This is a genomic window from Lactobacillus sp. XV13L, assembly GCF_059900875.1.
Genome location: NZ_JBWXGD010000003.1, coordinates 1 through 25,378, shown reverse-complemented (window position 1 = coordinate 25,378; position 25,378 = coordinate 1). Strand labels below are relative to the sequence as shown.

At 43.2% G+C, this 25,378-nt stretch carries 21 protein-coding genes and 1 tRNA gene; 3 read left to right on the top strand and 19 right to left on the bottom strand.

The window, feature by feature from the left end; all coding sequences use genetic code 11:
- The first annotated feature begins 5 nt into the window (after positions 1-5).
- A complete protein-coding gene (locus tag AC2JF6_RS02875; RefSeq protein WP_500729257.1) occupies positions 6-1,208 on the top strand; it encodes a MalY/PatB family protein in 1,203 nt (400 codons plus the stop codon).
- On the top strand, positions 1,205-1,690 hold the full coding sequence (locus AC2JF6_RS02870; RefSeq protein WP_500729256.1) for a PTS sugar transporter subunit IIA: 486 nt from the start codon (positions 1,205-1,207) through the stop codon (positions 1,688-1,690). Before AC2JF6_RS02875 ends, AC2JF6_RS02870 begins: the two co-directional genes overlap by 4 nt.
- A 199-nt stretch (positions 1,691-1,889) precedes the next feature.
- On the opposite strand, the gene AC2JF6_RS02865 is transcribed toward AC2JF6_RS02870, so the two are convergent.
- The 9 genes from AC2JF6_RS02865 to AC2JF6_RS02825 form a co-directional block, all read right to left on the bottom strand.
- Positions 1,890-1,962, bottom strand: a tRNA-Arg gene (locus AC2JF6_RS02865).
- Between the two features lie 53 nt (positions 1,963-2,015).
- Entirely contained in the window at positions 2,016-3,344 is a 1,329-nt protein-coding gene (locus tag AC2JF6_RS02860) for a PTS sugar transporter subunit IIC (protein WP_500729255.1), read from the bottom strand.
- 2 nt (positions 3,345-3,346) lie between these two features.
- Positions 3,347-4,579, bottom strand: coding sequence for a DEAD/DEAH box helicase (locus AC2JF6_RS02855; RefSeq protein WP_500729359.1), 1,233 nt, complete (start codon positions 4,577-4,579; stop codon positions 3,347-3,349).
- A complete protein-coding gene (locus tag AC2JF6_RS02850; RefSeq protein WP_500729254.1) occupies positions 4,576-5,283 on the bottom strand; it encodes a GH25 family lysozyme in 708 nt (235 codons plus the stop codon). The genes AC2JF6_RS02855 and AC2JF6_RS02850 overlap by 4 nt, the downstream gene beginning before the upstream one ends.
- A 132-nt stretch (positions 5,284-5,415) precedes the next feature.
- The gene (locus AC2JF6_RS02845) at positions 5,416-6,417 is read right to left on the bottom strand and encodes a D-2-hydroxyacid dehydrogenase (protein WP_500729253.1); all 1,002 of its coding nucleotides are present in this window, start codon (positions 6,415-6,417) and stop codon (positions 5,416-5,418) included.
- A 195-nt stretch (positions 6,418-6,612) separates the two neighbouring features.
- Positions 6,613-6,984 (bottom strand): pyridoxamine 5'-phosphate oxidase family protein, encoded by a 372-nt coding sequence (locus AC2JF6_RS02840; RefSeq protein ID WP_500729252.1) that lies wholly within the window; start codon positions 6,982-6,984, stop codon positions 6,613-6,615.
- A 133-nt stretch (positions 6,985-7,117) separates the two neighbouring features.
- Positions 7,118-8,302 (bottom strand): metal-dependent hydrolase family protein, encoded by a 1,185-nt coding sequence (locus AC2JF6_RS02835; protein ID WP_500729251.1) that lies wholly within the window; start codon positions 8,300-8,302, stop codon positions 7,118-7,120.
- 346 nt (positions 8,303-8,648) lie between these two features.
- A complete protein-coding gene (locus AC2JF6_RS02830) occupies positions 8,649-10,724 on the bottom strand; it encodes a glucose PTS transporter subunit IIA (RefSeq protein WP_500729250.1) in 2,076 nt (691 codons plus the stop codon).
- A 12-nt stretch (positions 10,725-10,736) separates the two neighbouring features.
- Complete coding sequence (locus AC2JF6_RS02825) at positions 10,737-11,432, bottom strand: N-acetylmannosamine-6-phosphate 2-epimerase (protein WP_500729249.1); 696 nt, start codon at positions 11,430-11,432, stop codon at positions 10,737-10,739.
- A gap of 141 nt (positions 11,433-11,573) precedes the next feature.
- Between AC2JF6_RS02825 and AC2JF6_RS02820 the strand changes: the two genes are divergently transcribed.
- Entirely contained in the window at positions 11,574-12,395 is an 822-nt protein-coding gene (locus AC2JF6_RS02820; protein ID WP_500729248.1) for a MurR/RpiR family transcriptional regulator, read from the top strand.
- Between the two features lie 74 nt (positions 12,396-12,469).
- On the opposite strand, the gene AC2JF6_RS02815 is transcribed toward AC2JF6_RS02820, so the two are convergent.
- The 10 genes from AC2JF6_RS02815 to AC2JF6_RS02770 all read right to left on the bottom strand — a co-directional run.
- A complete protein-coding gene (locus AC2JF6_RS02815) occupies positions 12,470-13,885 on the bottom strand; it encodes a glycoside hydrolase family 1 protein (RefSeq protein ID WP_500729247.1) in 1,416 nt (471 codons plus the stop codon).
- A 5-nt stretch (positions 13,886-13,890) separates the two neighbouring features.
- Positions 13,891-14,400, bottom strand: a complete 510-nt coding sequence (locus tag AC2JF6_RS02810; RefSeq protein ID WP_500729246.1) for a PTS sugar transporter subunit IIA — start codon at positions 14,398-14,400, stop codon at positions 13,891-13,893.
- Positions 14,397-15,788: a PTS transporter subunit EIIC gene (locus AC2JF6_RS02805; RefSeq protein WP_500729245.1), complete on the bottom strand. Its 1,392-nt coding sequence runs from the start codon at positions 15,786-15,788 to the stop codon at positions 14,397-14,399. The genes AC2JF6_RS02810 and AC2JF6_RS02805 overlap by 4 nt, the downstream gene beginning before the upstream one ends.
- Entirely contained in the window at positions 15,772-16,665 is an 894-nt protein-coding gene (locus tag AC2JF6_RS02800; protein WP_500729244.1) for a PRD domain-containing protein, read from the bottom strand. Before AC2JF6_RS02800 ends, AC2JF6_RS02805 begins: the two co-directional genes overlap by 17 nt.
- A 143-nt stretch (positions 16,666-16,808) precedes the next feature.
- Entirely contained in the window at positions 16,809-17,702 is an 894-nt protein-coding gene (locus AC2JF6_RS02795; RefSeq protein ID WP_500729243.1) for a restriction endonuclease, read from the bottom strand.
- A 155-nt stretch (positions 17,703-17,857) separates the two neighbouring features.
- Positions 17,858-18,193: a type II toxin-antitoxin system mRNA interferase toxin, RelE/StbE family gene (locus AC2JF6_RS02790; protein WP_500729242.1), complete on the bottom strand. Its 336-nt coding sequence runs from the start codon at positions 18,191-18,193 to the stop codon at positions 17,858-17,860.
- Entirely contained in the window at positions 18,193-18,495 is a 303-nt protein-coding gene (locus tag AC2JF6_RS02785) for a hypothetical protein (protein ID WP_500729241.1), read from the bottom strand. Before AC2JF6_RS02785 ends, AC2JF6_RS02790 begins: the two co-directional genes overlap by 1 nt.
- A 146-nt stretch (positions 18,496-18,641) precedes the next feature.
- Positions 18,642-19,352 carry an N-6 DNA methylase gene (locus AC2JF6_RS02780; protein ID WP_500729240.1) on the bottom strand — a complete coding sequence of 237 codons (711 nt, stop codon included), beginning with the start codon at positions 19,350-19,352 and terminating at the stop codon, positions 18,642-18,644.
- Positions 19,352-23,743, bottom strand: a complete 4,392-nt coding sequence (locus AC2JF6_RS02775) for an Eco57I restriction-modification methylase domain-containing protein (RefSeq protein WP_500729239.1) — start codon at positions 23,741-23,743, stop codon at positions 19,352-19,354. Before AC2JF6_RS02775 ends, AC2JF6_RS02780 begins: the two co-directional genes overlap by 1 nt.
- Before the next feature lie 172 nt (positions 23,744-23,915).
- On the bottom strand, positions 23,916-25,378 hold a 1,463-nt coding region (locus AC2JF6_RS02770), incomplete at its 5' end, for an ATP-binding protein (protein WP_500729238.1).

Sequence of the window (25,378 nt, the reverse complement as noted above, 5' to 3'; positions counted from 1 at the left end):
ATAGCATGGTAAAATACGATTTTGATACATTAGCAGACAGATCGGTCGATAATGCTAGAAAATGGGACAAAAGGATTGTTTATCAAAAGTTTCCCAAGATCAGAAATGACTTTATTCCCCTCTGGATTGCAGATATGGATTTCATGGCAGCACCAGAAATAAGAAATGCCTTAGCAAAAATGGCAAACAATGGTGCATACGGCTATACCTATTCCACTGAGAGATGGTATCAGAGCGTTATTAACTGGCAGCAAAGAAGGCACAATAATTACGTAGAACATGATTGGATAACTCTTGGCTACGGCACTGTTCCTAACATGCACATTATCATTCAAGCGCTTTTAAAGCCAACAGATTCTATTCTTTTAAATACACCTGTTTACGGGCCATTTGCCTATGCCGCACAGCACAATAACCGTCAAGTGATTTGTGTCCCCTTAATTAACCATGAAAATCGATACTATCTTGATTGGAATAAAATTGAAGATGTAATGAAAACTCAGCACCCAAAGTTGACTTTTTTCTGCAATCCGCACAATCCATCTGGCAGAGTTTGGACTTTAGAAGAAATCACTCGGATGGCCGAGCTATGCAAAAAATATCAAGTGCTACTTGTTTCAGATGAGGTACACTCAGAACAAATTATGCACGGAACTTTTGTAAGCGCATTGCAACTAGATAAAGAATATCTTGACAATTTGGTAATGTTTACTTCACCCAACAAGGCTTTTAATCTTGGGGGCTTAAAACTATCCTATTCAATTATACCTAATCAAAAAATTCGCCAGGAGTTTCGCCAACAATATGTACGAAATTCTGTTACTTCACCTAATGTTCCTGGCCAAGTGGCAATGACCGTGGGCTATGAAAAATGTGCTGAATGGCTGGATCAGTGTACAGATTATATTCGTACCAATCTCAAAATAACGCAAAATGCAATCGAAAATAACTTTCCAGGATGGAAAATGATGGATATGGAATCATCCTACTTGCCTTGGGTTGACATTTCTGAAAGCAAAATAAACATGCACACAATCGCTAGCGAAATGGCGGAAAAAGCAGGCGTAGTTGTTGGCATTGGCGATGATTATGTTGCCAACGCTGATAACTTCCTAAGATTAAATCTGGGAACGTCGCATGCTTTAATTGAAGAATCTATGAGTCGGATGGCTCAAGTTTGGAAAAAGTTATATCAGGAGAAAAAATGAATCTATTTAAAAATTTCTTGTCAAAAAAAGTCAACATTTCATCCCCCGCTACGGGGAAATTGATACCATTAACGTCAGTCCCTGACGAAGTATTTTCCCAAAAAATTATGGGTGACGGTTTTGCCGTTAAGCCGACAGCAAATGAATTGTATTCACCAGTCAATGGTACAATTATTTCCATCTTTCCAACTAAACATGCTATTACCCTCCATTCTGATGATGGCCTAGAAATACTCATGCACTTGGGAATTGATACAGTTGAACTCAAGGGTGCACCGTTTAATATCCAAGTAAAAGAAGGACAAAAAATTAAGGCGGGAGATTTACTTGGTACTATGAATATCGATGACGTTATTAAAGCAGGAAAATCAGAAGAAATAATAATTGTTTTTACCAATAAAGACAAAGTCAAGAATCTGACTAGCAATGCATCCACTAACGTTAACCACGGAAATGTAATTGGTACCGTCACTTTAGCGTAGAGATTATTAAATCTATTTACATTTTGAAACTGCGCATTAAACAATTCTTTAGAGTCGAGTTACAGTTTTTCAATAGCAGATATTAAATAAAAAGCATTATTCTGTATGAATAATGCTTTTTGTTGTCTTACCCGCTAACATTTGGCTAACAATTCAAACAAGGGGTGCCGCTATAGCAATGATTTGAGTTGCTTATTAATGACCCCGGTGAGATTCGAACTCACCTCTACGGTTTAGGAGACCATTGTTCTATCCAGATGAACTACAGGGTCGTACGAAATTAACTTTACCAAAAGTAGGGGGCAAAAGTCAATTTTTTTTACAATTAATATTGCCGCGTGAAGTAGGCCTGCGGATTATTGGCGTCAGCGATCTTGTCCGCCGCAAAGACAAACGGCGTCCAGATGGCCAGCGCAATCAGCATGTTGATAACACACAAGACGATGGCCCGCCAGTCATAGTTGCAGGCCAGAAACGGCCCGATGAGCGGTGGCACCACGCTGGGAATCGCCGCCTGCACCGGATTGACCAGCCCCATCATGGTGACCCAATAGGAGAAAGCAACATTGACCAGCGGCGCCAGGACAAACGGAATGAAGTAGACCGGGTTAAGCACAACCGGCAGCCCCAAGATGATGGGCTCGTTAATGTTGAAGATGCCGGGTGCCAGGGCCACCTTGGCAATTGTGCGGTAGTCGCTGCGCTTGGAAAAAAGCAGGATGGCCGCAATCAGCATCAGTGTCCCACCTGTACCACCGAACCAGACGAAGATATCGAACGAGCCGCGCACCCATAAAAAGGGCGCCGCGTGGCCGCCACGCACGGCCGTGACGTTGACGTTCTGGGCAGTCAGCCAGATTGAATCAAGAATGGGTGCCCATACGCTCAGGCCGTTGATGCCAAAAAAGCCAAACACTTGGACCAATAGCGTGACCAGCAGCACCATGCCGAAGCCCTGCCCTAGTTTGATCAGCGGGGTCTGAATCGAGTGCAGCAGCCAGTTGCCAAAGAAGGTGCCGGTGACGGTCTGAAAAATCAGGTTGATCATTCCCACGCTGAAGATTGCGATAATTCCCGGCAGTAACGAGTCAAAGGCCATTTGTTCGGCGTGCGGCAGACTCGCCGACATGTGCAGCGTCAGCCGGGCCCTGATGCACAGGGCAAAGATAGTCACGCCAATGGTGCCAAACAGGATTGCGGTAAAGATGCCGGTTGTTGAGAACTGCGAGATGTCAAATGCGTTGCGCACGGCAACGTCCTTGCCGTTCACCTTCAGCTTGGTCAGGTTGGCAATGCTCATCGCCAGCGATGACAAGGAAACGATTGCCCCCGCAACGGGGTCGACCTCCATGCTTTTAGCCAGGTGGTAGCCCAGTGCCATCGACAAAAACAGCGCAAACAGTGCAAACGTTCCCCGCCAGACGATGTCGCCGGCCAACGCAAGGGGCTGCAGTAGCCAGGCGAAGGCCCGCAGGCCGAAGTGGGTCTTGGCGGCTGCAAGCAGGCTCTTAATCAGAACGGCAGCTGAACCCGCAATCGTAATCGGCATCACGGAAATAAACGCGTCCCGCAGGGCCACGAGCCAGCGGGTCTGCGCCAGTTTATTGGCCAGTGGCAAAACGTAATCTTCCAGCCATGCAACTAAACGACTCATCTCTACTCCTTCTTCTTTAGGTAATGCGGGTGATAGCCCTTATTTTTAAGGTGCCGCTTCTTATGCTTCTTCTTGTTGTCCTTAACCGCGGGTGCAGCAGCCGCCTGCTTCTTCTCCTGCTTTTTATCCTTGTCATGTAACTGGTGCGTCAGCCTGTTGCCGGCAAAATACATCCGCTCAAGCGCGGTGAAATCGCCCAGCAGTTTTTTGAGGTCACGAAAGTCATGGTCGTCGCCCAGCGTGACCACGTAGCCCGTGGCACCCATGCGTCCGGTACGCCCCGCCCGGTGCAGGTAGGTGTTGACCTCGCTTGGAATATCAAAGTTGACGACGTAGGTAACCCCCGTGATGTCGAGGCCACGCGCGGCCAGGTCGGTCGCTAGCAGCAGCTTGGTCCTACCCGCCTTGAAGTCCCGGAGCGCCTCTTCGCGCTTCTGCTTGCCGAATTCATTGGCCAGGAGACCAAACTTGGTCTTGGTGTGGGCCAATATGCCGGCAAAGCGCATCATCGTCCGGTTCGAATCAAAAAAGAGGATGCCCTTGAAGCGGTTAAGCCGCAGCATGCGCTGCACAAAGTCAACCTTGTGGTTGTTGTCAACCTGCAGGAAGTAATTATTGACCGTCGTTTCCTGGTCGGCGCGCACGTCAATCAGCAGAAACTGCCGGGCAAAAAGTTCGTCGGCCTTGCGGGTAACCTCCGACTCGGTCGCGCCAAAGAGCAGAATCTGAGAATCGGGCCCCATATTCTGTCCCAGGGAACCGAGGAGTTCCATCTTGCTGAACTCAAGAATATCGTCGGCCTCATCGATTACCAGTGTCTTAATCTGGTCGACCCTAATCTGCCCGGCCGAGAAGAAGTCAAAGAACCGTCCGGGCGTCGCCACGACCACTTCCGGGTACTTCTTTTTCAAATTGTCTTCCTGGCGCTTGCGGTTGCCTGCACCCACCAAACTAACGCCGCTAAGTCCCAACGCGCTAATGAAGGGGTTGACCGCATGCCGAATCTGCACCGCCAATTCCGTGGTCGGCGCCATGATTACCAGGCTGCAGGCCGCACCCGGCTCAATTCGCTCGAGCGCCGGCAGCGCGTATGCCAAAGTCTTCCCCGTGCCCGTCTTGGCCAGTGCAATGCAGCTGGCTCCCTGACGGATTGCGTCACTGGTTTTTTGCTGAATTAAGGTTGGGTGGTCAAAGCCCATTTTGGTTAAAACCGCTTGAATTTCTTTTCTCATTATTGTGTTAATTGCCCATATTTCTGTTTATACTGCATAACGGTACCGTTATACGCCAGCATGGCCACGCCGTCCTCCAGGCCCCTCACACCCTTCACGCGCCCGTCATTGGTGTACCGCCAAAATGAATACTGGATCCGGTTGGGTGCTTTTTTGCCGTAAGTTGCGAACATTACCCCGCGCGGAAAGTACTTCTTGTACTTGATGGCCGTTTCCACCATCACCCGCTTGCCCTGCGCCGCAAGCATCCGGCTAAAAGCCGCCATCTGCTTGATGTAGTGCAGGCTGTGATCGTCAACGGCGGGCTCAATCAAGACGGGCAGGGTGCCCGTGTCCGTCCCCACCTTTTTAATAAAATAGCGGTAATGCTCCAGCGGGGTTGACTCGTTGCTATATGCAATGCTGGTGCCAAAGGCCAGCTTGGTGCCCAGAATCTGATCGCGGTAGGACAGGTAGTCATCATCAAAATACGACCGGCCCTGCGTGCTCTTCAGGTACACAAACGAGATGCCGTTGGCCTGCAGCTCGTGCAGGTCAATGTAGCCGTAGTTCTGGTTCAGCTCCACCCCGATTGCGCTCGAATTCGCATCGGGGGGCAGCGTTGTCTGGCTGTGCAGGTTAAAAAGGCCCGTTATCAGCAGCCCCACCGCAACAGCTAGCAAGAACAAGATCGCCGGCAGCGTGTATTTATGGTGAAACCTCTTCATCCCTTGCCTCCGCCTATTTTTCCACCACGTCATTATACCAACATTTCAATTATAAATGATAACCGGGCAATTTGATAATTTTGCGCAAAAAAATGACCAATTTTTAAAATGGTCATTCTGTTCAAGCACAAACTATTCGTTAACCAGGTACACCGGCGGCTGGCCGTTCAATACCCGCTTGACGTCCGTCATGCTCTGTTCAATCATGTTCTTCACCGCAGTCTGGGTGTAGTAGGCCGAGTGCGGAGTGAAAACGACGTTCGGCATCTGGGCCAGTTCCAGGTAGTCCGCCGGCAATTCGCTGCGCGAAGAGAACTTCTTCATCAGGAACGTCTCTTCACCCGGCAACACGTCTAATGCAGCCCCGGCAATCTCCTTGTTTTTGAGTGCCGCTATCAAATCAGCGGTGTTGACCAGCGGACCGCGGGCATCGTTGATGATGATCGCCGTGTTTTTCATTTGCTTAAACTGTCTGGCGCTAATCATGTCCTCCATGCCGGCTTCAAGCGGCGTGTGCAGCGTCAGGATGTCGGATTCTTTGACCACCGTATCAAAGTCCGTATACTCCAAGAAGGCCTCGTTGGCCGGATTCTCAACCACATCGTAGCCAATTACCCGCGCACCCAGGGCGTGAAAGATTTCGGCCACCGCCGAGCCGATGCGGCCGACGCCAATGATGCCGACCGTCTGCTGGTAGATTTCGGCGCTCATCAGATCCGAGCTGCGGACAAAGTTGAGGTCTTCCTTTTCATTCTTGAAAATCTGCCCCCACTTCCGCAGCAAAAACATGGCGGACGTTAACGTGTTCTCGGCCACCGCACGGGGCGAATAGGCCGGCGTGTTGGTGACCAGCATGTGGTACTTGTGGACAAAGTCCCAGTTGATGATGTTGTAGCCAACCGACCGCAAAGCAATCTGCTTGATGCCGTAAGCGGACAGCTTCTGGTAGACCTCTTCTTCACTAATGTCGGCGACCTGCAGGACGCTGACTACGTCAAAGCCCTCAGCCTGACCGACCGTGGCCGCGGTCAGGTCGTCCTGAGTCGTCACCAGCTCGTCCTCCGGGTGACCCTTGCTCCACTTATCGACGTAGACCTGTTGTTCCGGCGTCATGTTGTATAACAAAACTTTCATTGATTGTTCCTCCCTTGCGGATAAAATATGCTACCCATATTTTAAACCAACATTAGCAAGTAATTAAAGCTTTATTTGAATTATTATGATCCTGCACGTTGATAGGAAGACACCCTGAGCTTGTAGTAAAAAAACAAGCACCGACTCAGAATTTGGTCAGTGCTTGTCAGGGGTGCAGTCGTCAGACTTATCAGCCTAGATTTTTTGCATGATTTGCTCGACGTCAACCCGCAGCACCTTGCGCACCCACGGGAACTTCTCTCTCATCTCGTCGAACGCGGGACCATCTTCGATGAACTCGCCGCGTCCCCGCACGTGGAACCCGGCTCCCGGTCCAGCCGTGCCCTCCACGTTCTTGGACCCCATGGTGAGCAGGACCGTCCTATCGCTTTGAAAGTCTCCTTCGATTGAATGCATCCCGGCCGCCGGAATGTAGAGGCAGTTGTTTTGCTCATCAATCTTGACGTATGACATCCACGTGTTGACGACGCTGGCTGGATGCGCATTGACCGTCACGATCGTCACGGGACCCTCGTTTTTCATCACGTCTAAAAATTTTTGTTCCATCATAAGCTCCTCCTAAACGTCTTTTAAAAAATAAAAAAGTTACTGCGCGCGGTAACTTCTTTAAATTATAAAACATCTGTTCGAGCATTCAAAAGATTATGCTTATTATAAGCAACAACTAAAACTAATATGACTAATACGCACGTCTGCCCTTCTTGTAGACCTGCTTGTCTTCTTGCACGACCGCGGAAATTTTTTCCAGGGGATTTTCATCCAGCACCAGGAAGTCCGCATACTTGCCCTCTTCCAGCGTGCCGTACTCATCCGCAATCTTCATCAGCCGGGCCGAGTTCAAGCTGGTCTGAAGCGCCTCGAAGTTGGTGAAGCCCTGTTCCACCAAAAGCGGCAGTTCCTGCGGCGTCATCGTGAAGTCGTTGAAGGGCGTGCCGGCGTCAGTGCCCAGCGTGATCGGAACGCCCGCGTTCTTGGCGTGCGTGATGTTGCCCCGCAGGTCCTTCCAGGCGGACGCAATCTTGGCCATCTCCCAGTCCGGAATCTTGCCCGGCGCGTACTCGATGAAGGCCCACGCACCGACAAGCGTCGGCGTCAGGTACGTGCCCTGCTTGAGCATCAGTGCAATCTCCTCGTCGTTGACGTAAAAGCCGTGTTCGATGCTGTCAACGCCCGCCTTGATGGCGTTCAGGATGCCAGGGTTGCCCTCGGCGTGGGCGGCAACAATCAGGCCCTTGTGGTGGGCCTCCTCAACGGCCGCGTGAATCTCCGCCGTGCTCAATTGCGGGTCATCCATGAAGTCGTTCTCCGTCATCACGCCGCCGGTGGCCATGACCTTGATGTTTTTGGCACCCTTCTTAATGCCCCGGCGGACCGCCTTGCGCACCTCGTCGGGCGAATCAACAAGGTGAGCAAAGTTCGGCATGTCGCCGTGGCCGCCGGTCATTGAGTACGGCCGCCCCGCGGGCATGATTTCCGGCACTTGGGTCAATTTGCCCTGCTTGATTAGGTCGTTCAGCGCGATGTCGATGTCAAAGCTGCTGCCGCACTCGCGGATGTAGGTCACGCCGGACTTGAGCAGGTCGTGCAGGTGGTCCACAGCGCGCACCGTTGCTTCGACCACGCCCGCGCCGGTAGCGCCGTCCGGGGTGTTTGAATCCATCATGATGTGCGTGTGGCAGTTGATCAGCCCCGGCATCACATACTTGCCGCCCAGGTCAACCGTGTGGTCGGCTGCCGGCGCCGGACCGCTGGCCACCTTAATAATCTTGCCCGTCGCGTCATCGACCAGCAAACAGCAATTTTCTAGCACCTTCTCGTCCTTGCCGTTAAAGACATTCGCATTTGTAAAAACCGTCTTCGTCATTTTTTGCCTCCTAAAACAAAAAAAGCACCCGGTCCCTGTATCAAGGACGAGTGCTTCGTGTTACCACCTTTAATTCGCCTACCGCTTGCGCAGTAAGCCTCACTGGCTGCCAACCAGCAGCCTGCACTGATAACGGGTGCAGCCCCGCCGCCTGCTAACTGTCACCGGCGGTCACCACTTCCGAGCCCATGTTCGCTGGCCCGGCGCCTGCCGGCTTCCACCATTTTGCCGGCTCTCTTTCAAGGCGCCTGTTGGCAGCTACTCTGCTCTTCAAGATGAGATTATTAATTTAGTTTTCATTTAAGCACGCCAAGGCGGGTTTGTCAACTAGAAGCGGGGAAGTGGGCTATTTGGTTTGCACTTCGAAAACTTCGTCTTGCGCTTTAACCTCAGTTCCTGTTTGTACCTTGTCTTCAACCTTAGCAAGATTATTACCTGAATTGGTAATCACTGTTATGGTCGTTGGCTGTTTACCAGCTGCAAAAATTTCAGCTATGTCCATTTTAGCCAGCTTAGTACCGGCAACGACCTCATCGCCTTCTTTAACAGAGATTGTAAAGGGCTTACCACCTAAGTCAACTGTATCAATTCCCATGTGAATCAAAACTTCTAACCCCTGAGCAGTCTTTAGCCCGATAGCATGCTTGGTATTAAAAATTGATACGACTGTGCCAGCAACCGGACTATAAATTTCGCCATCACGCGGCTCAATAGCAAAACCTTCTCCCATCAGTTTCTTAGAAAAGACCTCATCGCTAACTGCCGTTATAGCCTTATATTTCCCGTTAACGGGAGCTTGAAAAGCAACATTAACATTCTTTGTGATGACCGATTCACTAGTCTTTTCATTTCGAGCAATATCTCTATCTTCAATAACTGGTTTGCTTCCCGGGTTAGCAATAATATCATTGATTTCCTGGCTGTATAGATCTGCCTTTCCACCAAAAATTGCTTGAACACCACCAGCTACTTTTAATACGCCCTGTGAGCCCAGCTGCTTAAAGACAGCTTCATTGACCTTGTTATTATCTTTTAATGCGATTCGTAATCTAGTTGCACAAGCAGAAATAGTTTTAATATTATCCATCCCTCCTAAGGCGGCAATTATCTGGCTTGATTCGTTAAACAGCTTATCACCAGTTTGGGGTGCACTGGCAACAATGGCATCAGTACCACTGTCAGTTTCGACTTGCATGCCCGGAATATTGACGTGAAATTCTTTAATGCAAAAAGTAAAAACGAAAAAATACAGGAAAAACCAGATAACTCCAAGTAATAGCACATTAGGCCAATTGGTCTTGTCCTTACCTTGCAAAACACCAAACAACAAGTAATCAATCAAACCACCAGAAAATGAATTACCGATACGAATGTTCATAATGTCAGCAAAGTAGAATGAACAGCCATCAAGAAATGAGTGGATTAGATAAAGCCAGGGCGCAACGAACAAGAAAGAATATTCGAGTGGTTCCGTGATTCCCGTCAGAAATGACGTCAAACCGCCTGACAAATACAGCCCGCCGTCTTTTTTACGATTTGCCTTCGGTAAGCATAGGTACATTGCCAAAGCAGCACCAGGTAGCCCAAAAATCATTGTTGCAAACCGACCCGCAAAAAAGCGGGTTCCGTAAGTGAACAAACCGTGAAAATTCGGATCTGCCAATTGTGCAAAGAAGATATTTTGTGCACCGACAACCGTCTTACCAGCAACGTCCGCAGTTCCGCCCAAAGCCGTGTACCAAAACATTGGATAAATCGTGTGATGCAGTCCGACTGCACCCGTCAGCCTCAGTAAAAATCCATACAAGAAACTGCCAAAGCTGCCCATCGCAGCAATGGCCTGTCCTGCTGAAGTCAGCCAGCCTTGAATAGGCGGCCAAATCAAATAAAAGATAGCACCGATAATAATTGCCGCAATAGCAGAAATAATCGGTATAAATCTTGATCCCCCAAAAAAGCCTAAAAACTGAGGCAATTGTGTCTTGCGGTAATGGTTATGTAAATAAGCAACTACCGAGCCAATAACAAGCGCACCTAAGACACCTGTATCAATAGTATTTTTTGGGTTGAACAATTGCAAAAGCCCAGAAATAGTAGCTGTGTAAACAAGGTAAGCAACACCACCACCAAGACCAGCAGTCCCCTTATCTCCCTTGGCCAGACCTACGGCCAAGCCAATTGAAAAGATCAACGCTAAGTTGCTGAAAACCGCATTACCAGCAAAATTCATAATTTTGAGGATATTTTGCAGCCAAATTTGATTTAGAACCGGGAAGGCTGAAACCGCTGCATCATTAGTCAGGGCACCACCAAGTCCTAGAAGTAAACCAGCGACTGGTAAAATAGCAATTGGGAGCATAAAGGCCTGTCCCAGTTGAGTGAACCACTGGCCAATCGCAGAAAACTTTTTATTATTTGTCATTTTAATTCTCCTTTACTTATCCTTAAACACCGCTGTGAACGTTTGGGCAATTTGAAGAGGTCGCGTGATTGCACCACCAACAACAATTCCTAGGGGATTCAAAGCTATAACCCGTTTCAATTCATCCGGAGTATGAATCTTGCCCTCAGCGATGAGCGGCAAGCCTGCAGAAATAATTTTCTGAATCAGGTCGTAGTCAGGACCGGCCTTTTCCACGCTTTCTTCCGTATAGCCGGCTAAAGTAGTACCGACAAAGTCCATTCCAGCTTTATAGGCATTCTGGGCTTCCTCAAAGTTGGAAACGTCGGCCATGAGCAATTGGTCGGGATATTTCTCTTTAACGTCCCTAATGAATTCGTTGATTGTCTTACCATCATGCCTTGGACGCAACGTGCAATCAAAGGCAATTACCTCAACACCCGTTGCTACCAGTTCATCAACTTCTCTCATTGTTGGCGTAATATACGGCTTTTCGGGCGGGTAATCACGCTTGATAATTCCGATAACGGGCAAATTGACTGATTCCTGAATTTCCCTAATATCACGAACCGAATTAGCTCTAATACCGACGGCACCGGCTTCCTGGGCAGCCTTTGCCATCAGCGGCATCACTCCACCTTTTTCGGTATATAATGGTTCTCCTGGCAGCGCTTGACATGAAACAATCAATCCGCCATGAATCCGTTTAACAAATTCTTCTTTATCCATTGGCATTTTTCTCCTAAATAAATTATTTTTGGAGTTTTTCTCCTAAAAACATAATATTATCTTACTGCAAAAATTGCAACCGTTTCCTCAGATAAAACTGTTATAATTTAATATTGAGAAAGCGAAAGGCAATTTATCACTATGAATTTCATTCAATTGTTGAATCAAAATAAAAACAACTTAACCAAGTCCGAACTTAAACTGGGAGACTACATTGCAACGCATTCAGAACGCGTAATTTACGATACAATCAAGTCCCTGGGAAAGGACACGAATACTAGTGATGCAACAATCATTCGCCTCTGTAAAAAACTTGGCTTTTCTGGATTCTCCAACCTCAAGATTTATCTAGCTCAGGAATCGATGCTGCCTGAAGCCTCAATAAATGATTCGCAAAAAAACAAGTATTACGCTGATAGTGCAAAATTGTTAATTGACTCAATTACAAAAACCAAAAATTTAATCGACACAGTGAACCTGCAAGCCGCCATCAAACTCTTGGCCCATGCAAATCAAGTTTATCTTTTTGGTGTTGGCCACTCGGGCGAATCCGCCAAGGACTTTGCCAAAACTTGGCTACGAATTGGTCTGATTGCAAACGCCGAGGTTGATCCCCACATCCAGGTGCAGATCAGTTCTTTACTGGGCAAGGATGACGTCGTGGTTGGTCTCTCACTTTCGGGACACACGAAAGATACGTACGATTCTCTGGAATTAGCCAAGAAGAACGGCGCAAAGATTATCACTATTACAAATGAACTGAGTTCGCCAATTGCCGAGTTAGCTGACGTGCAATTGCAAACCGCGGTCAGCGAATTCATCAATATCGGATCAGTTGCTGGTCAGGTTTCACAGCTCTACCTGTGTGAGATTTTGGCAAGGGGTTACGAAATCTACACTAAGATTGACAGCCGTGAGATAAAGGAAAAGGTATTAAAGGAAATTATGCGCAAGGAAATATAAGCACGGAATTTTCAGCGCAAACAAATAGCACAGGTGCGCGACCACCTGTGCTATTTGCATGTTTAACTATAAAATCAATCCAGATCTTTGCCGTTTAAACTGATAACGTGACGATACCAGTTAAAGCTGTCTTTTTTTATTCTTTTTAATGTTCCATTCCCCTTATCATCACGGTCAACATAAATAATGCCATAACGCTTAGACATTTGTCCTGTACCATTGCTTACGATATCAATCGGTCCCCACATCGTGTACCCACGCAAATCGACACCATCTGCAATTGCTTCTTTCATGGCCTGAATGTGCTTCTTCATGTAATCAATTCTGTATGAATCATGAATCTTTCCATTTGGAGTAACCTTATCTTTTGCTCCTAAACCATTTTCTACCACAAATAATGGCTTTTGGTACCGATCCCATAAGTCATTCAAAGCTAATCTTAAGCCTGTAGGATCAATCGACCAGCCCCAATCTGTTTTTGGAAGATAAGGATTAACCAACCCTTCAAGTGAATCAGTCGTTTTTTCTGCTGGTTCTTCATAGTTTGCAGAAATAACACGCGAACGATAATAGCTAAATGTAACAAAGTCAACCGTATATTGTTTGATTAATTGTTCATCATCTTTTTCCATCTTAACGTTAATATTATTTTCTTCAAAATACTTCCAGATATAGTTAGGATACTCTCCCCTAACTTGAACGTCTGAGAAGAAATATTCTTTGCGATTATCCATCTTCGATGCAAGCACATCTTCTGGTTTACAAGTATATGGATAAACAGTTTTGTAGGCAATCATGGCACCTACTTGGCACTGTGGTGCATGCTCGTGAATATACTTTACAGCTAGCGCGCTAGCAACAAATTGATGGTGTGCTGCTTGGTACATTCTTTGTAGTAAGTTAGGACTTTCGGGATCAATACATGCTGCATCCCAGCAAATCGGCGTTACTGCAGCGTTGCCAATTTCATTAAAAGTCAGCCAAAATTTAACCTTGTCCTTATAACGATCAATAATTGTCTCAACAAATTTTATGTAGAAATCTATAAACTTACGATTATCCCAACCGCCATATTGATCTACTAAATATAACGGTGTTTCATAATGCGAAATTGTGACCATTATTTCCATACCATTTTGACGAATTGAATCAAAGAAACCATCATAAAATTTAAGGCCGGCTTCATTAGGCTTTTCTTCAATTCCCTTCGGAAAAATTCTCGTCCAATTAATTGATGTCCTAAAGATATTAAAATTAGCTTCTTTAAATAATTTAAAATCTTGGGGATATCTATGATACATATCAATTGCTTCGTGCGTAGGATAAAATTCTGCATTTCTGTTTAAACCACCAAAGAATCCTCCTGTCTTGATATCTGCAGTAGACTTTCCCTTACCATCCAAATTCCATGCACCTTCAGCTTGATTGGCAGCGATTGCGCCGCCCCAATAAAAGCCTTTTGGAAACTCATGTCTAACTTTTTTAATCATTGCTTTTACTCCTTTTTATCTAAAATTTTTCCAATCACGCTATGTCCGGCTATAACTTCATTCTTATTTACTAATTTCTTTAAATACTTATCTTTTAACTCAGGAAAAAGCAGCATTGTTGTTAAATCAACTTCAGAAGTAAATAAGTTTTGATCAAGCTTTATTAATAGATCACCTCGATCAATTTTTTGACCTTCTATAACCTTTTTACTAAAGCCTTCACCCTTTAATTCGACTGTATCTATTCCAATATGAATGATTACATCAATCCCGCTATCCAAACTGAGATTAATTGCATGTCCGGTGGGATATACTGACGTCACTACTCCTGGAGCCGGCGCAACAATTTCGCTGTCTTGGGGGATAATCGCTAATCCATCGCCCATCATTTTCTGACTAAAAACTTCGTCATCAACGTTTTCAATATCTATCTGCTTGCCAGATACGAAGGCAGTGATTTCATTCACGGCTAAGTTATCATTTTTTGCTTTTCTAAATTTATTAAAAAACATCATTTATTCGACTCACCCATCCATGAATCATCAAAGCCGAAGATTGCGGTTGTTAACATTGATAAAATAATGGTAACTGCAATCGCTATTGAAACTGCTATAATAGTTTTTCCAAAAATAGGAATAGCTAAAATACTGGAATAACCCATTGCAAAAGCTTTTGCACCTAAAAATCCAGCCAATATACCTCCAACAGCAGCACTTCCAATTACATACTTTAACGTGCCACATTTTAAAGTTACGCCATACAAAGCTGGCTCGGTAACGCCTGAAACAATTGCACTAATGGCACAACTGATCGCATTAGTTTTCAATTCTTTATTTTTGGTTCTTAAGGCAACTCCAAGACATGCCCCACCTTCTGCCATGTTATGCATGATGAAAGCTGGTCGAAAGATTGCATCATAGCCAAGTGAAGAAAGGTTTTGGACCATAAATGGTGCAAACATCATATTCATTCCACCAATAATAATAAATGGTAACGAACCTGCTAATAAACCAAGGGTAATTCCACCCAAATGCGCATAAAGCCAGACAAAGAACTGTACAACGTAGTTGCCAAGAATTGATCCTAGAGGGGCTAACACTAGAAACGCGATTGGCATTGCTACCGCCAGCGTTAACATTGGCGCAAAGACTGCCCGCAAAACTCCAGGAACCACTTTATTAAAAAATCGTTCTAAATAAACAACTAAAATCGTTACTAGAAGAGCGGGCAAAAGTGAACTAGCATAGCTATTAGCCATAACATGTATACCGAAAAGGGTTAATGTCTTGCTCGAACCAACATATTTCATGAATTCAGGATAAAGTAAAGCCGCAGTCACGGTCATAGCAAATACCGGATTGCCCTTCATATACTTGGCCGTGCCGTAGGCAATCAAAATTGGCATGAAGTAAAATGCAGTCTGTGCAAGCCAGTAAAACATCATGTACGTGTCGTTAGTTTTTAACTGTGGCCAGATAGATGATGCAAGCGACAAGAACACCTGTAACATACCCGCACCATAGATGACTGTCACAAAAGGCGTAACAGAACTAGAAATAAACTCAATTATGCGTTGAAAAATATTCTGAGTTTTTTTCCTGTCTTCTTTAGCTACAGCCTCTTGGTCTACACCCTGTAGTTCCTCACTTCTAATGCCATAGTTTTTGCCTATGTAGTCAAAAACTACTCCAACATTCTCTCCCAATACAATTTGGTACTGTCCCATTTTATAAAGAGAGCCTAAAACTCCCGGAATTTTTTTAATTTCCTCCGTCTTTGCCTTAGCTGGATCCTTTAAATAGAATCTCAGTCTAGTCAAACAGTGTGTAAAAGAAGTTATATTATCAACTCCTCCAACAAGATCTACTATTTTATCTGATGTCTGCTTAACATTTATTTTCATTATTCGTCTCCTTCAATCTTTGGCGGGTCAAGTGAATGCCTAAAAACAATTTATCTTCTTCTGATAATGCATAATTCAATTTTTTATTCAAATATTTCCCAATTTCACTAGTTATTTTTTTAATTAATGGATCACTAAATGACTGTAATAGCTCCTCTATTTTCTGCCAACCAATTGAATAATCATTTACTGGATTTTTTTGTAAAATACTCGTTACCAAATATCGAATATGAACTATCATCCTTGAATAGCTAATAGATTTTCGATCAATCTCATAACCATAATTACTTTCAATAATTTGCATAATATCTGCTGTAACATTAAAAATCTGTTTAGTGTCTAAAATACTTTTTTGTTTAGTATTAGAGTCCACGATCAGTGAATTAACAAAGTGAAAGGTAATAGCAACAGCCTCACTTTCTTTAAGCTTCACATCAAAGCGCTTATTGATTAACTTGACTGTTTTCAAGCTGAATTTATAAATTTCAGGAAAAAATTGTTTTATTTCTTCATTATCAAAATAGTCAAAATATTCTTTATTGTGAAACCTTTCTACCGCAAAACTAATGTGGTCCGCCAAGGTAAAAATCAATCCATCTGAAAAATTTAAATTTAGCTTTTTCTTGGCTAATCCGACAGTATCAATGGTAAATTGTGTAAATTCAAAAGGAATTTCCTTAATGAACTGTTCAAAATGCTTTTTTTCAACTTCTGTTTCTGGAGAAAAAACTTGCATATCGGAAGTGGCTACAATTATTTCCCTTTTTCGACTAAAACCTATTCCTTGTTTAACCAATATCACTTCTTCTCTTTTCCAATTTATTGCAAAGACAGCATTATTATTCAGTACATGCGTAATCTGATAAATTTTCTCCATTCTTCACCTCCTTGAGAACAAAAAAGGCAACATCGAACAAAGTATCGTTCGATGTTGCCTGAAAGTTCAGTTACAACTTTTTAACTGAATTAAGTATATTATAACCAGCAGATTTATGCAAGCGCTTTTTATATCCTGTTGTTTTAATCCTTGTCCATATAAAACTTGCCCAGCTGAAAGGTGGTTACGGGCGTTACGTAAAAATTATACTTGGCCACCAGGTTGCAGATTTCGTCGCCGTTAATCAACGTGATGATGCGGGTGCCTTGACGAGCCGTCTTGATTGCGCCGCGGGAAAAATCAGAGGACGTGATGAAAATGCCAAACTCGGCGTTGTACTTATCCATGGCCCCGCGAAACTTGTCGATTTCGGGTGACGGGACGTTGCCCTGCCAGCGCTTGGCCTGCAAGGCGACGCGCGTGGTGCGGTAATCTTCGGAGCGCACGTAGCCAAAGCCATCAAGACCACCATCTGCGGTATAGCTCACACCAATTGTGTCATCGACGTCAATCCCCATCTTGACCAGCAGACCACGACAGAACAATTCAAACTTGCGGGGATCCATCCGCTGCAACGCAGCAAGGAGATCCTGGCGCCATTGATCTACACCATCTTCTTCGTCCTCCGATACGGACTCGGTCTCACCATTATTCATCGCCTGGCCCCTGTTTAATTCCGTAGACTTGACTTGCGTATCCAAAACCGCACGCACGTCCCTCTGCGCATCAAAAGTAGTCAGATTGGCCTTGCGGCCCTTCTCAGATAATTCAAGGTTGCGATTGTCACTACTCTCGATGAAGCCCGCCAAAATCAAGTATTTAATGGCAAAATTCATTTGGAAACGGAATGGATGGTACGTTCTGCCACTCTTCTTCGAAACGCGGGTGCGGTCCACATCATCTTCAGAAAATACCTGCGAATCAGCCCGAATTTCCTGTTGAATTTCGTTTCTGGTGACCTGACCGCCCAACTTGTGCATCGCAATGAGTACTTCCTTCATCGCTAAATTTTCCTTCGTAATCTCTTTGCTTGCCACTGTACTCGTCCTCTAAATCTGTTAAGGCACTCTTGGCCTAATTTTCTTTATTATTGATAATTCCATTCTAGCAATTTTTCACGTAAAGGAAAAATTATTTCTCAATTAAACAAAACAAGATTCACTACCTGCCCAGCGGCGATAGTGAATCTTGTTTAATAATTGTTTTTACTATGTGGTAATTTCCCCGTTGTCAATTCCTCGTGGTTAGTTACCGTAATCATCCGTAGACGCTTCTTGGCATCAACCTGGTAATAAATAACCAACAGATCATTGGGCACATGAAATTCACGGTAACCGTTACAAGGCTGTCTGTTAAGTTCATGATCGGCAAATTCATCACTCAACTTTGCGCCAGAGGAAAGTATAGATACTGCATCCAAGAAAGTTTCACGAGCATCCCTAACATCACCCGCAGAGAGTCCAAACAACTTTCCCAAATTATCCATTCGTTTGATAAAAGATTTTTCAAAACGGATTTGATACTTCATTATTCAGCCCAACGTTTTTTCCAGGCAGACAAATCGTTGACTTTCTCGCTGGTGTCCTTAATGAGACCGAGCTCCTCGGCCCTGGCCAAAACCAGCGCCTTCTCCACTTCTTTAGGCAGCGGGACATTTTTCTGTGTGCTTTCTTTGCGATTAACCGGATAGCTGAAGCCCTTATCATGGTTAAATTGCGTAATCAACATTTTAACCGCGGCTGCCGCGGTTAGGCCGATGGCCTGTGCATTCTTCTCCAGTTCCTGTTTTTCTTTTTGGTCCAACCGGATACCAAATTGTACTGTCGACATGATTATCAAACTCCAAACGTTTGCTAGCAATAGTTATTACTCGTTATCTTATATGGTAAAGTCTCGACTGTATAAGAGTAAAACAAAAGAGCAGTGCAATAACGCTCTTTATTCTTGTACCCTATCTCTCACTAATAGATAAATACTTATTCCAATTCTTCTTTATAAATATCTGTCCATCTGACAATTGCGTACTTCTTCTTTGGCGTCTCTTCCTGATCATCTTGTTCAATTTCAGAATAATCAGCAAACAGATCTAGCTCTTCAAACTCCTGCTTGTGTGCACTCTCCGGTTCACCACCGTTGAGAATTGATTCGAAGGTATATTCTAGGCGTTCAACCTTCTTGACCCTACCATTAATGAGCTTCCATTCTGAAAAGATAATGGGCGAGCCATCAGCTGCCGTGCCTTTCAACGTATCGCCCTGAGCAATATTAGCCTTAATAATGATTTGGGCGCTCTTTAAGACGTGGCTATCTGGCCTGATTGCCGAAAACTTGGTAACCACTACATGACTATACAGTTCGGTAAAAGTCATGATCATGTTCATAACCAGCATCTCCACGTTGTCTTCCATGATTTCAATACCATAGAGTGTGGACAGGGCAATGAGGCAATTTTCACCGTATTCCTTTGCTGTTTGACTTTGCTTCTCAGCCACATGCATCTTTCTTTTTAGCAGTTCAACCAAAAATGCTCCTTCACCTGCAGCAGGTTCTAAAAAAGTTGCAGTTAGGTCTTGAATCTTGGCTTTGATTTCCGGTTGATCCAGCATGAAATTCACGGTCTTCTTCGGTGTGAAAACCTCGCCCAAGTCTTTAACCCGTGCAACAGACTTGATTAAGTTTTCTTCCATCAGTCCATAGCCTGTACTTTCGTTTCGATGAAGTTAATCTCATCTTCAGATAAGTTATATTTTTTGTACAATTGCTGGTCGATTTCATCAACCGACTTGGTCCAATCAATATCTGAGTCAGGAGTAAAGTCTTGAAGAGGGACAAGTTTCCATTTTTCAGGAGTATTGTCTTGCGTAACTTTAAGAATACCCAACATTGTTCTCGCAAATTTACTTTTTATATATTTCAAAGTAGCTTCTGCTTCTTTTGAACTTTCAAAATCACCAATGCCAATAAATGTATAAGTATAACCAATCATTGGTTTACCAATCATTGGTGAACTAACTGTCTCCCCCAGCGTGCCGCTACCGTTAGATTTAGGTAATACAACCTTATAATGTTTTATATTTGTTTTTATAGAAGTATCAATATATTTTTGATTTATATATCTTATTACCCTTGATTTCTTTTCTATACCATATATCCCTAAATCATTTTCTTGCTTTATTTTATGGATAGCATCAAGATGAAATATATTACTTTGTAGCCGCCTCTCTCGCCCATTACTACTAATTTTATTCTTGTCTTCAGGAAAGTCTTTAAACAATTCCTCTAAATTCAATTTATTTGAAGTGTAAATTATTTCCGTTAAGTTACCACATAGATCAATATATGGCAGAACTTTTTTATAAATTGAATGTAATTCTTTAAAAGGAAAGAACAGTCCAATTGGATTAAATTTATTGTTTTTATCATAAAGAGAAATTGCAATTCCCCCTTTTATATCAGTCCTTGGAAAAATTTTTGAGCTATTTTGTTCATAATACACTACTTTAAAGTGATTATCGGACAAAATATCCTTATTAAAACTTACTGGTGTATCACCTGCATTAAAAAGAAATCTTGCAGGAGTTATTAAAATTGTTAGATCCGAAAGCTTATATGACAAAAGCATAAATTGATGATATATGGATTTATCGCTACTTCGCGTACCCTTTGTCTTTTCTTGATATGGCGGATTCCCGATTACAACATCAAATTTCATATTATTAAATAGCCCCTCAATCTTTTGTGCTTCTTGATCAACATCTTTTTTCGAGTCTTCAACAATATTGTCAACAAATTCAATGTTTACATCCATGTCATGATAACCAACCAAGGTCCTGCGGGCAATTGCTGCTGCCATCGGCGTCTTGGCAATCACGAAAATGTTCTCGCGCAGAACGCGCTGCCAGATCATTAGCTCATCTTCAAGGCTAAATTTGCCCGCAGTATCATCGTTCAGCTTCTGGTATTCACGCCAGTAGATTGACATCGCCGCATACAGCGGGTAAAGACCGGTCTTGGCATTGATTTCCAGGATATGGCTACTCTTAGAAAAGATTCTATTTGTATATTCAGTTTCAATCCAATGATTGGCCCGCTTACCCTCAAAAGTGGTGTACTGATATTTATCATCATAGAAGCAGTAGCCACCCAGAGTCATGCCTAACTGCATGTTAACCACGCGCCATGGCGTCAAAACCGTTTCTTTGTCGGGATTGCGGAAGGTGCCAAAGATTTCTGCCAGGTGCTCAACACGGTCAATCGGATCTTCCCTATCTAATTTTTTAACGCGCTGCCGGATAATCCTGCCGGCTTCAATAAAGACGTCTTGGTCATAGTACTTGCTGAACTCATGGAACAATTCCTTGGTCACGCCTTTTGGCATGAACTCTTGCCAAGACTTGTCATCAACCTGGTCAATGAACTTGCGAATATTCACATCTTCGTCCAGTTTGACGTCCATTCCATAAATCATCATCGGGATTCGAATTGAAATCGACCGCAGAATGGAGACCATCGTTTTTCGCTGCTTCTTCAATTCTTTCATCTTATCAATAGCAGCTTGTTCTGCCTCTGTCCGTTGTCGCTTTGGCTTCTTTTCGCCTCGAAGGGCACTATCATATTCTTCCTGGTCAAGTCCCTGACTATTAACGTTAATCTTCTCGGGCTTCTTTTCGGCTTTGGTTGTTCCCACGATGGCCTTTAAGTTGTTAAAGGCTTCGAGGTCCTTTTCCTGCAACATTAATAAGGAATCACTGTACAAGGAATCGTCATCAAAGCCGGTGCGCACAGCCTTTTCGGCGTATACGCGCTTAATCTTAGCCAGAAGCTTATCCACTTTATAGGGTTTCATCCCTTGACCGGATTCACCAATAATCGGCAAAAAGTTCAGCAATTCTCCCATCTTGGCCTTTTGGACACTTGACGTTAACTTGCCCACACCCGTGTTCAGCTTGGTTGAAGCCGCCATTATTTTTAGCGCGCGGTCGGGTGCAAAGTCAAAGATGTAGCAATTTGTCTTTTTGCCAAACGTTGGTGACGAATACGGCGTCTGCGCCCTGAAGGCGGCCTGCAGGTACTGCATCGCACTATTGGTGTTGGAAAGAAAGACAACGCCTGTCCACGGCTTAATGGTAACGCCCGTAGTCAGCTTCCGCACCGTTAAGGTGATTGTCTTAGTGGCCGCCGGATCGGGACCGATGGCATCATTGACTTGCTGGATATCACTTTCGGAAGTTATCCCGTTATCGTCCTCACCATTAACGTTGCGAACCACGTTGACGATTCGATAATCAATTCCAAAAACCGGGTGTCGCTTCAGCAATTGCTCTAACGCATTGGCCTCCTTCACGCCCGGCATAATCCACAACGTATGACGCAAACGCGCACGAAATTCCTTGGTGGAAAACGGGTAGTTAGTTTTCTTATCCGGCTGGGTGATATTGTCTAAGAAGTGCCGCACCTTATCTTCATAAACAAACTTCCCCTGGTCATCAACCCTGAAAAACTCCTTGAAGTTGAACGAGTGCGCTTCATCCAGGAACTGTGCTTCCTTGAGCTTCTGATTCATTTCGAAGGTATACATCGAAACCTTAGGCAGGCCGTCATACGGGTTAGGCTCATCCGGATGATCCTTATTCCAAGTATACTTGGCTTTCTGCTCCATGACATAATCCCAGGTATAGGTCGTATCTTCATCATACTGATCAAGAATGTTAAAGGGCGTGCCCGACAACTCTAAGAGCTTGGTGTGACCCTTCTTAACAACTAAATTAGTAACGTTTTGGGCCAGGTCGGTCTGCGTACCTTCGTGTGCCTCATCGACTATTACTAAGTCCCAGTCAGTCTCAAATAATTCTCTGTTTTTGTCGCCGGCAGTGCCACCCACAGCCTTTGATCCACGCAAATCCTGCAGACTGGCAAAGTAAATAAAAGGCTTGTCGCTCTTTAAAAGGTAGTCAAAACTCTCTCCTTCCTTCTTGGAGCCATATAAATACCCTTCTTCAGCCATGCCCAGCTTCTGAAAGTCATTAAACCAGCCCTCATCAACAACGGGTCGATGCGTCATAATCAAAACGTGCCGGTACTGTTCATCCTTTACTAGCTGCAGGGCCGACAAGGTCTTGCCAAAACGCATTTTGGCATTCCAGAGCATTTGATCATGTTTCTTAAACGCCTTTTTTGTCTTCTTAACCGCTTCTTCCTGCTCTGGGCGCAGAACTATCTCGATACTTGTGTTATTTGCAGCGGGCGCATCAATTGACTTGCGACCCTCTTTGACGGCCTTAATGGCAAGCTTGGCGGTATCAAGATCGGTCTCAAACCATTCTTGGCCCGTTCCCATCTCTTTTTTCTTGATGCCTGAACGCAATAAAACCTCATGCACATCATAATCACGGAACCAGCTTCGATCAAACTTGCGATAGGCCAATTCTGCCCACCCTAACTTATAAGGAACACCAGCTGTACCCATATATTGTTTGATTCTACGCTCAGCTACTCTTCTTAAATCGGAACTGTTGGGCTTGTTGTCCATCTCATAATCATCTATCGTCGCATCGCCAACTTTTTCTAAGCCAACATAAGCAGGCCATTGACCATCCGTATTGTCGCCCGTTTCAACATAGATTAGTTTGCGCTCTGCAGTCTGATACAATTTAGGATTTTGTGGTTCGACAAAATTAGCAACGTCCTCTTGGCCGTCAAAATAACTGTTAAAGAGCCATACTAAAATTTTATATAGTCCCTTTAATCCCTCTAACGCCTCAATCTTATCGTATTCCTCTAGGGTGTGGGCGGCTTTGTTACCGACAGCTTTTAATTTGTAAAGAGTATCGAGAATTTCCCTATCTGCCAGATTTTTGTACCTTAACGTACGCAAATTATCATTAAGGGTGGCACGTGCATCGACATCCACGTAGTTTAAATCCAAGACCATCGCAACAACATTTTCAATAATTTTGCGGATTGATTCAAATTCATTGCCAAATTTGCCAATAGCGTATAAGTCCTCGGCATCCTTAGCAGCATCATACAAAGTTTGCGTGTGCAGATCCTTAGTTAAAAATTCAAAGTTACTTTCCATACTCAATTACCCATTTCAAAGTTTGATTCCATTTTTATATATAATTATACAAAATTAAGCGGCTACAATGCAGCTTTAGCTCAATTAATTTTAATATTTAAGGCAAAATCAAAATAAATCAAGATTATAGTACCTTGATTTATTCTGATCAATACTAAATAAATAATATTGGCTAATTTAGCAAATATTTTCTTTCTCGAATTTTAAATGCCTCTAGTCCACCTTCTAAAATATCAGTAACATCATCTCTAATACCCTTAGATGCTAATTTCGTATCATTATCATCAAATCCAGTTGAATTTTCCAATGAACCAGTAATATACTCAAATCTGAACTCTTCATTTTCACTAATTTCTGGATCCTGATTAGCAACTATTACCTCGTCTGCATCAGCTAATACTACCAAATTAGCATTATGAGTTACAATAAACACTTGTCTATTAAGGCTAACTTTTCTTAATAAACCTACCAATTCTCTTGATATTGACCTATTATCTAAATTATCTTCTGGCTGATCTATTAATATAGGAGACTTATCATCGGGATCACCCTCTAGTAATAATTCCAAAACAACTATTGCCCTTTTACCCGGTGACATAATGCTTAAATCGTCATTTTCTTTATTCAAATTAATTGGCATATAAATTGGAATGTCTGTAAGGGAATTTAGTAATTCTGTAGGTTCAACACTCCCTTTAAGCTTTGAATCAAAGCCATGGTTTAAAGATCTTTTTATAAGTTCAATCCATTTTTTTGAAAATGATTCTATCGTTAAGTGTAATGGTAGCCCAAAGCTTTCGGAACTTCTTAATGTTCTTTTGTCAAATTTTTCTATTATTCTATTTTCATAATTTTCTTGATTAAATTCTAAATTCGTCTTTAAAGTTAACCCATCAGTAACTTCTTTCCCGGTTAGATTATTTGCAATTTTTATTGCATCTTCAATAAATGTATTGATTTTTTCTCGTATTACATCTAAATTTTTTTCTAGTTCATTCTGATATTTTTCTATTTTCTTATTTTCTTGCTTTAGAATAGAAATATTTTTTTCAAGTTGTTCAATTTCTTCTTTACATTGATTTAATTCATTTGCCCGATATTGTTTATCCAGAATTGGTTTGATTTTCTTTGATAAGTTTTCTAATTTGACATCATCATTTTTTATATAGTCTTCTCTTTTAGATATTTCTTTCTTTATCTTGTCTAATTCACGTATTAGAGCTTCGTCAAAACTTTTATATGCAGAATTTAGGTTCTTCTTTATTTCATCATTGATGTCAGCATTTTGATATGTTTTCCTAATTTCATTTATCAAATCCAATAAATTGGTTTTCTCTAATTCAAATTTAGCTCTTTCTTCCAAATAGTCTTGCTTCTCATTTTTTAAATTTTTGCTTTCTTCTTGATAACTTGAAAATTCAGTTTCTTCTTTTTTGGTTAGATTAAGTTCAGACTTTAAAGAACTATATTCTCCTTTCTTATTTCTTAAGTTATCATTCAAATAACTTATTTTTCCTATCTTAGATATTTTTTCTTTACTATCATCAAGATTGGTCAATAAATTTGTATAATTTTCAATTTCTAATTTTAGGTTAGTATTTAAATCATGCTTAAGACCTTCAAATTTATCTATAC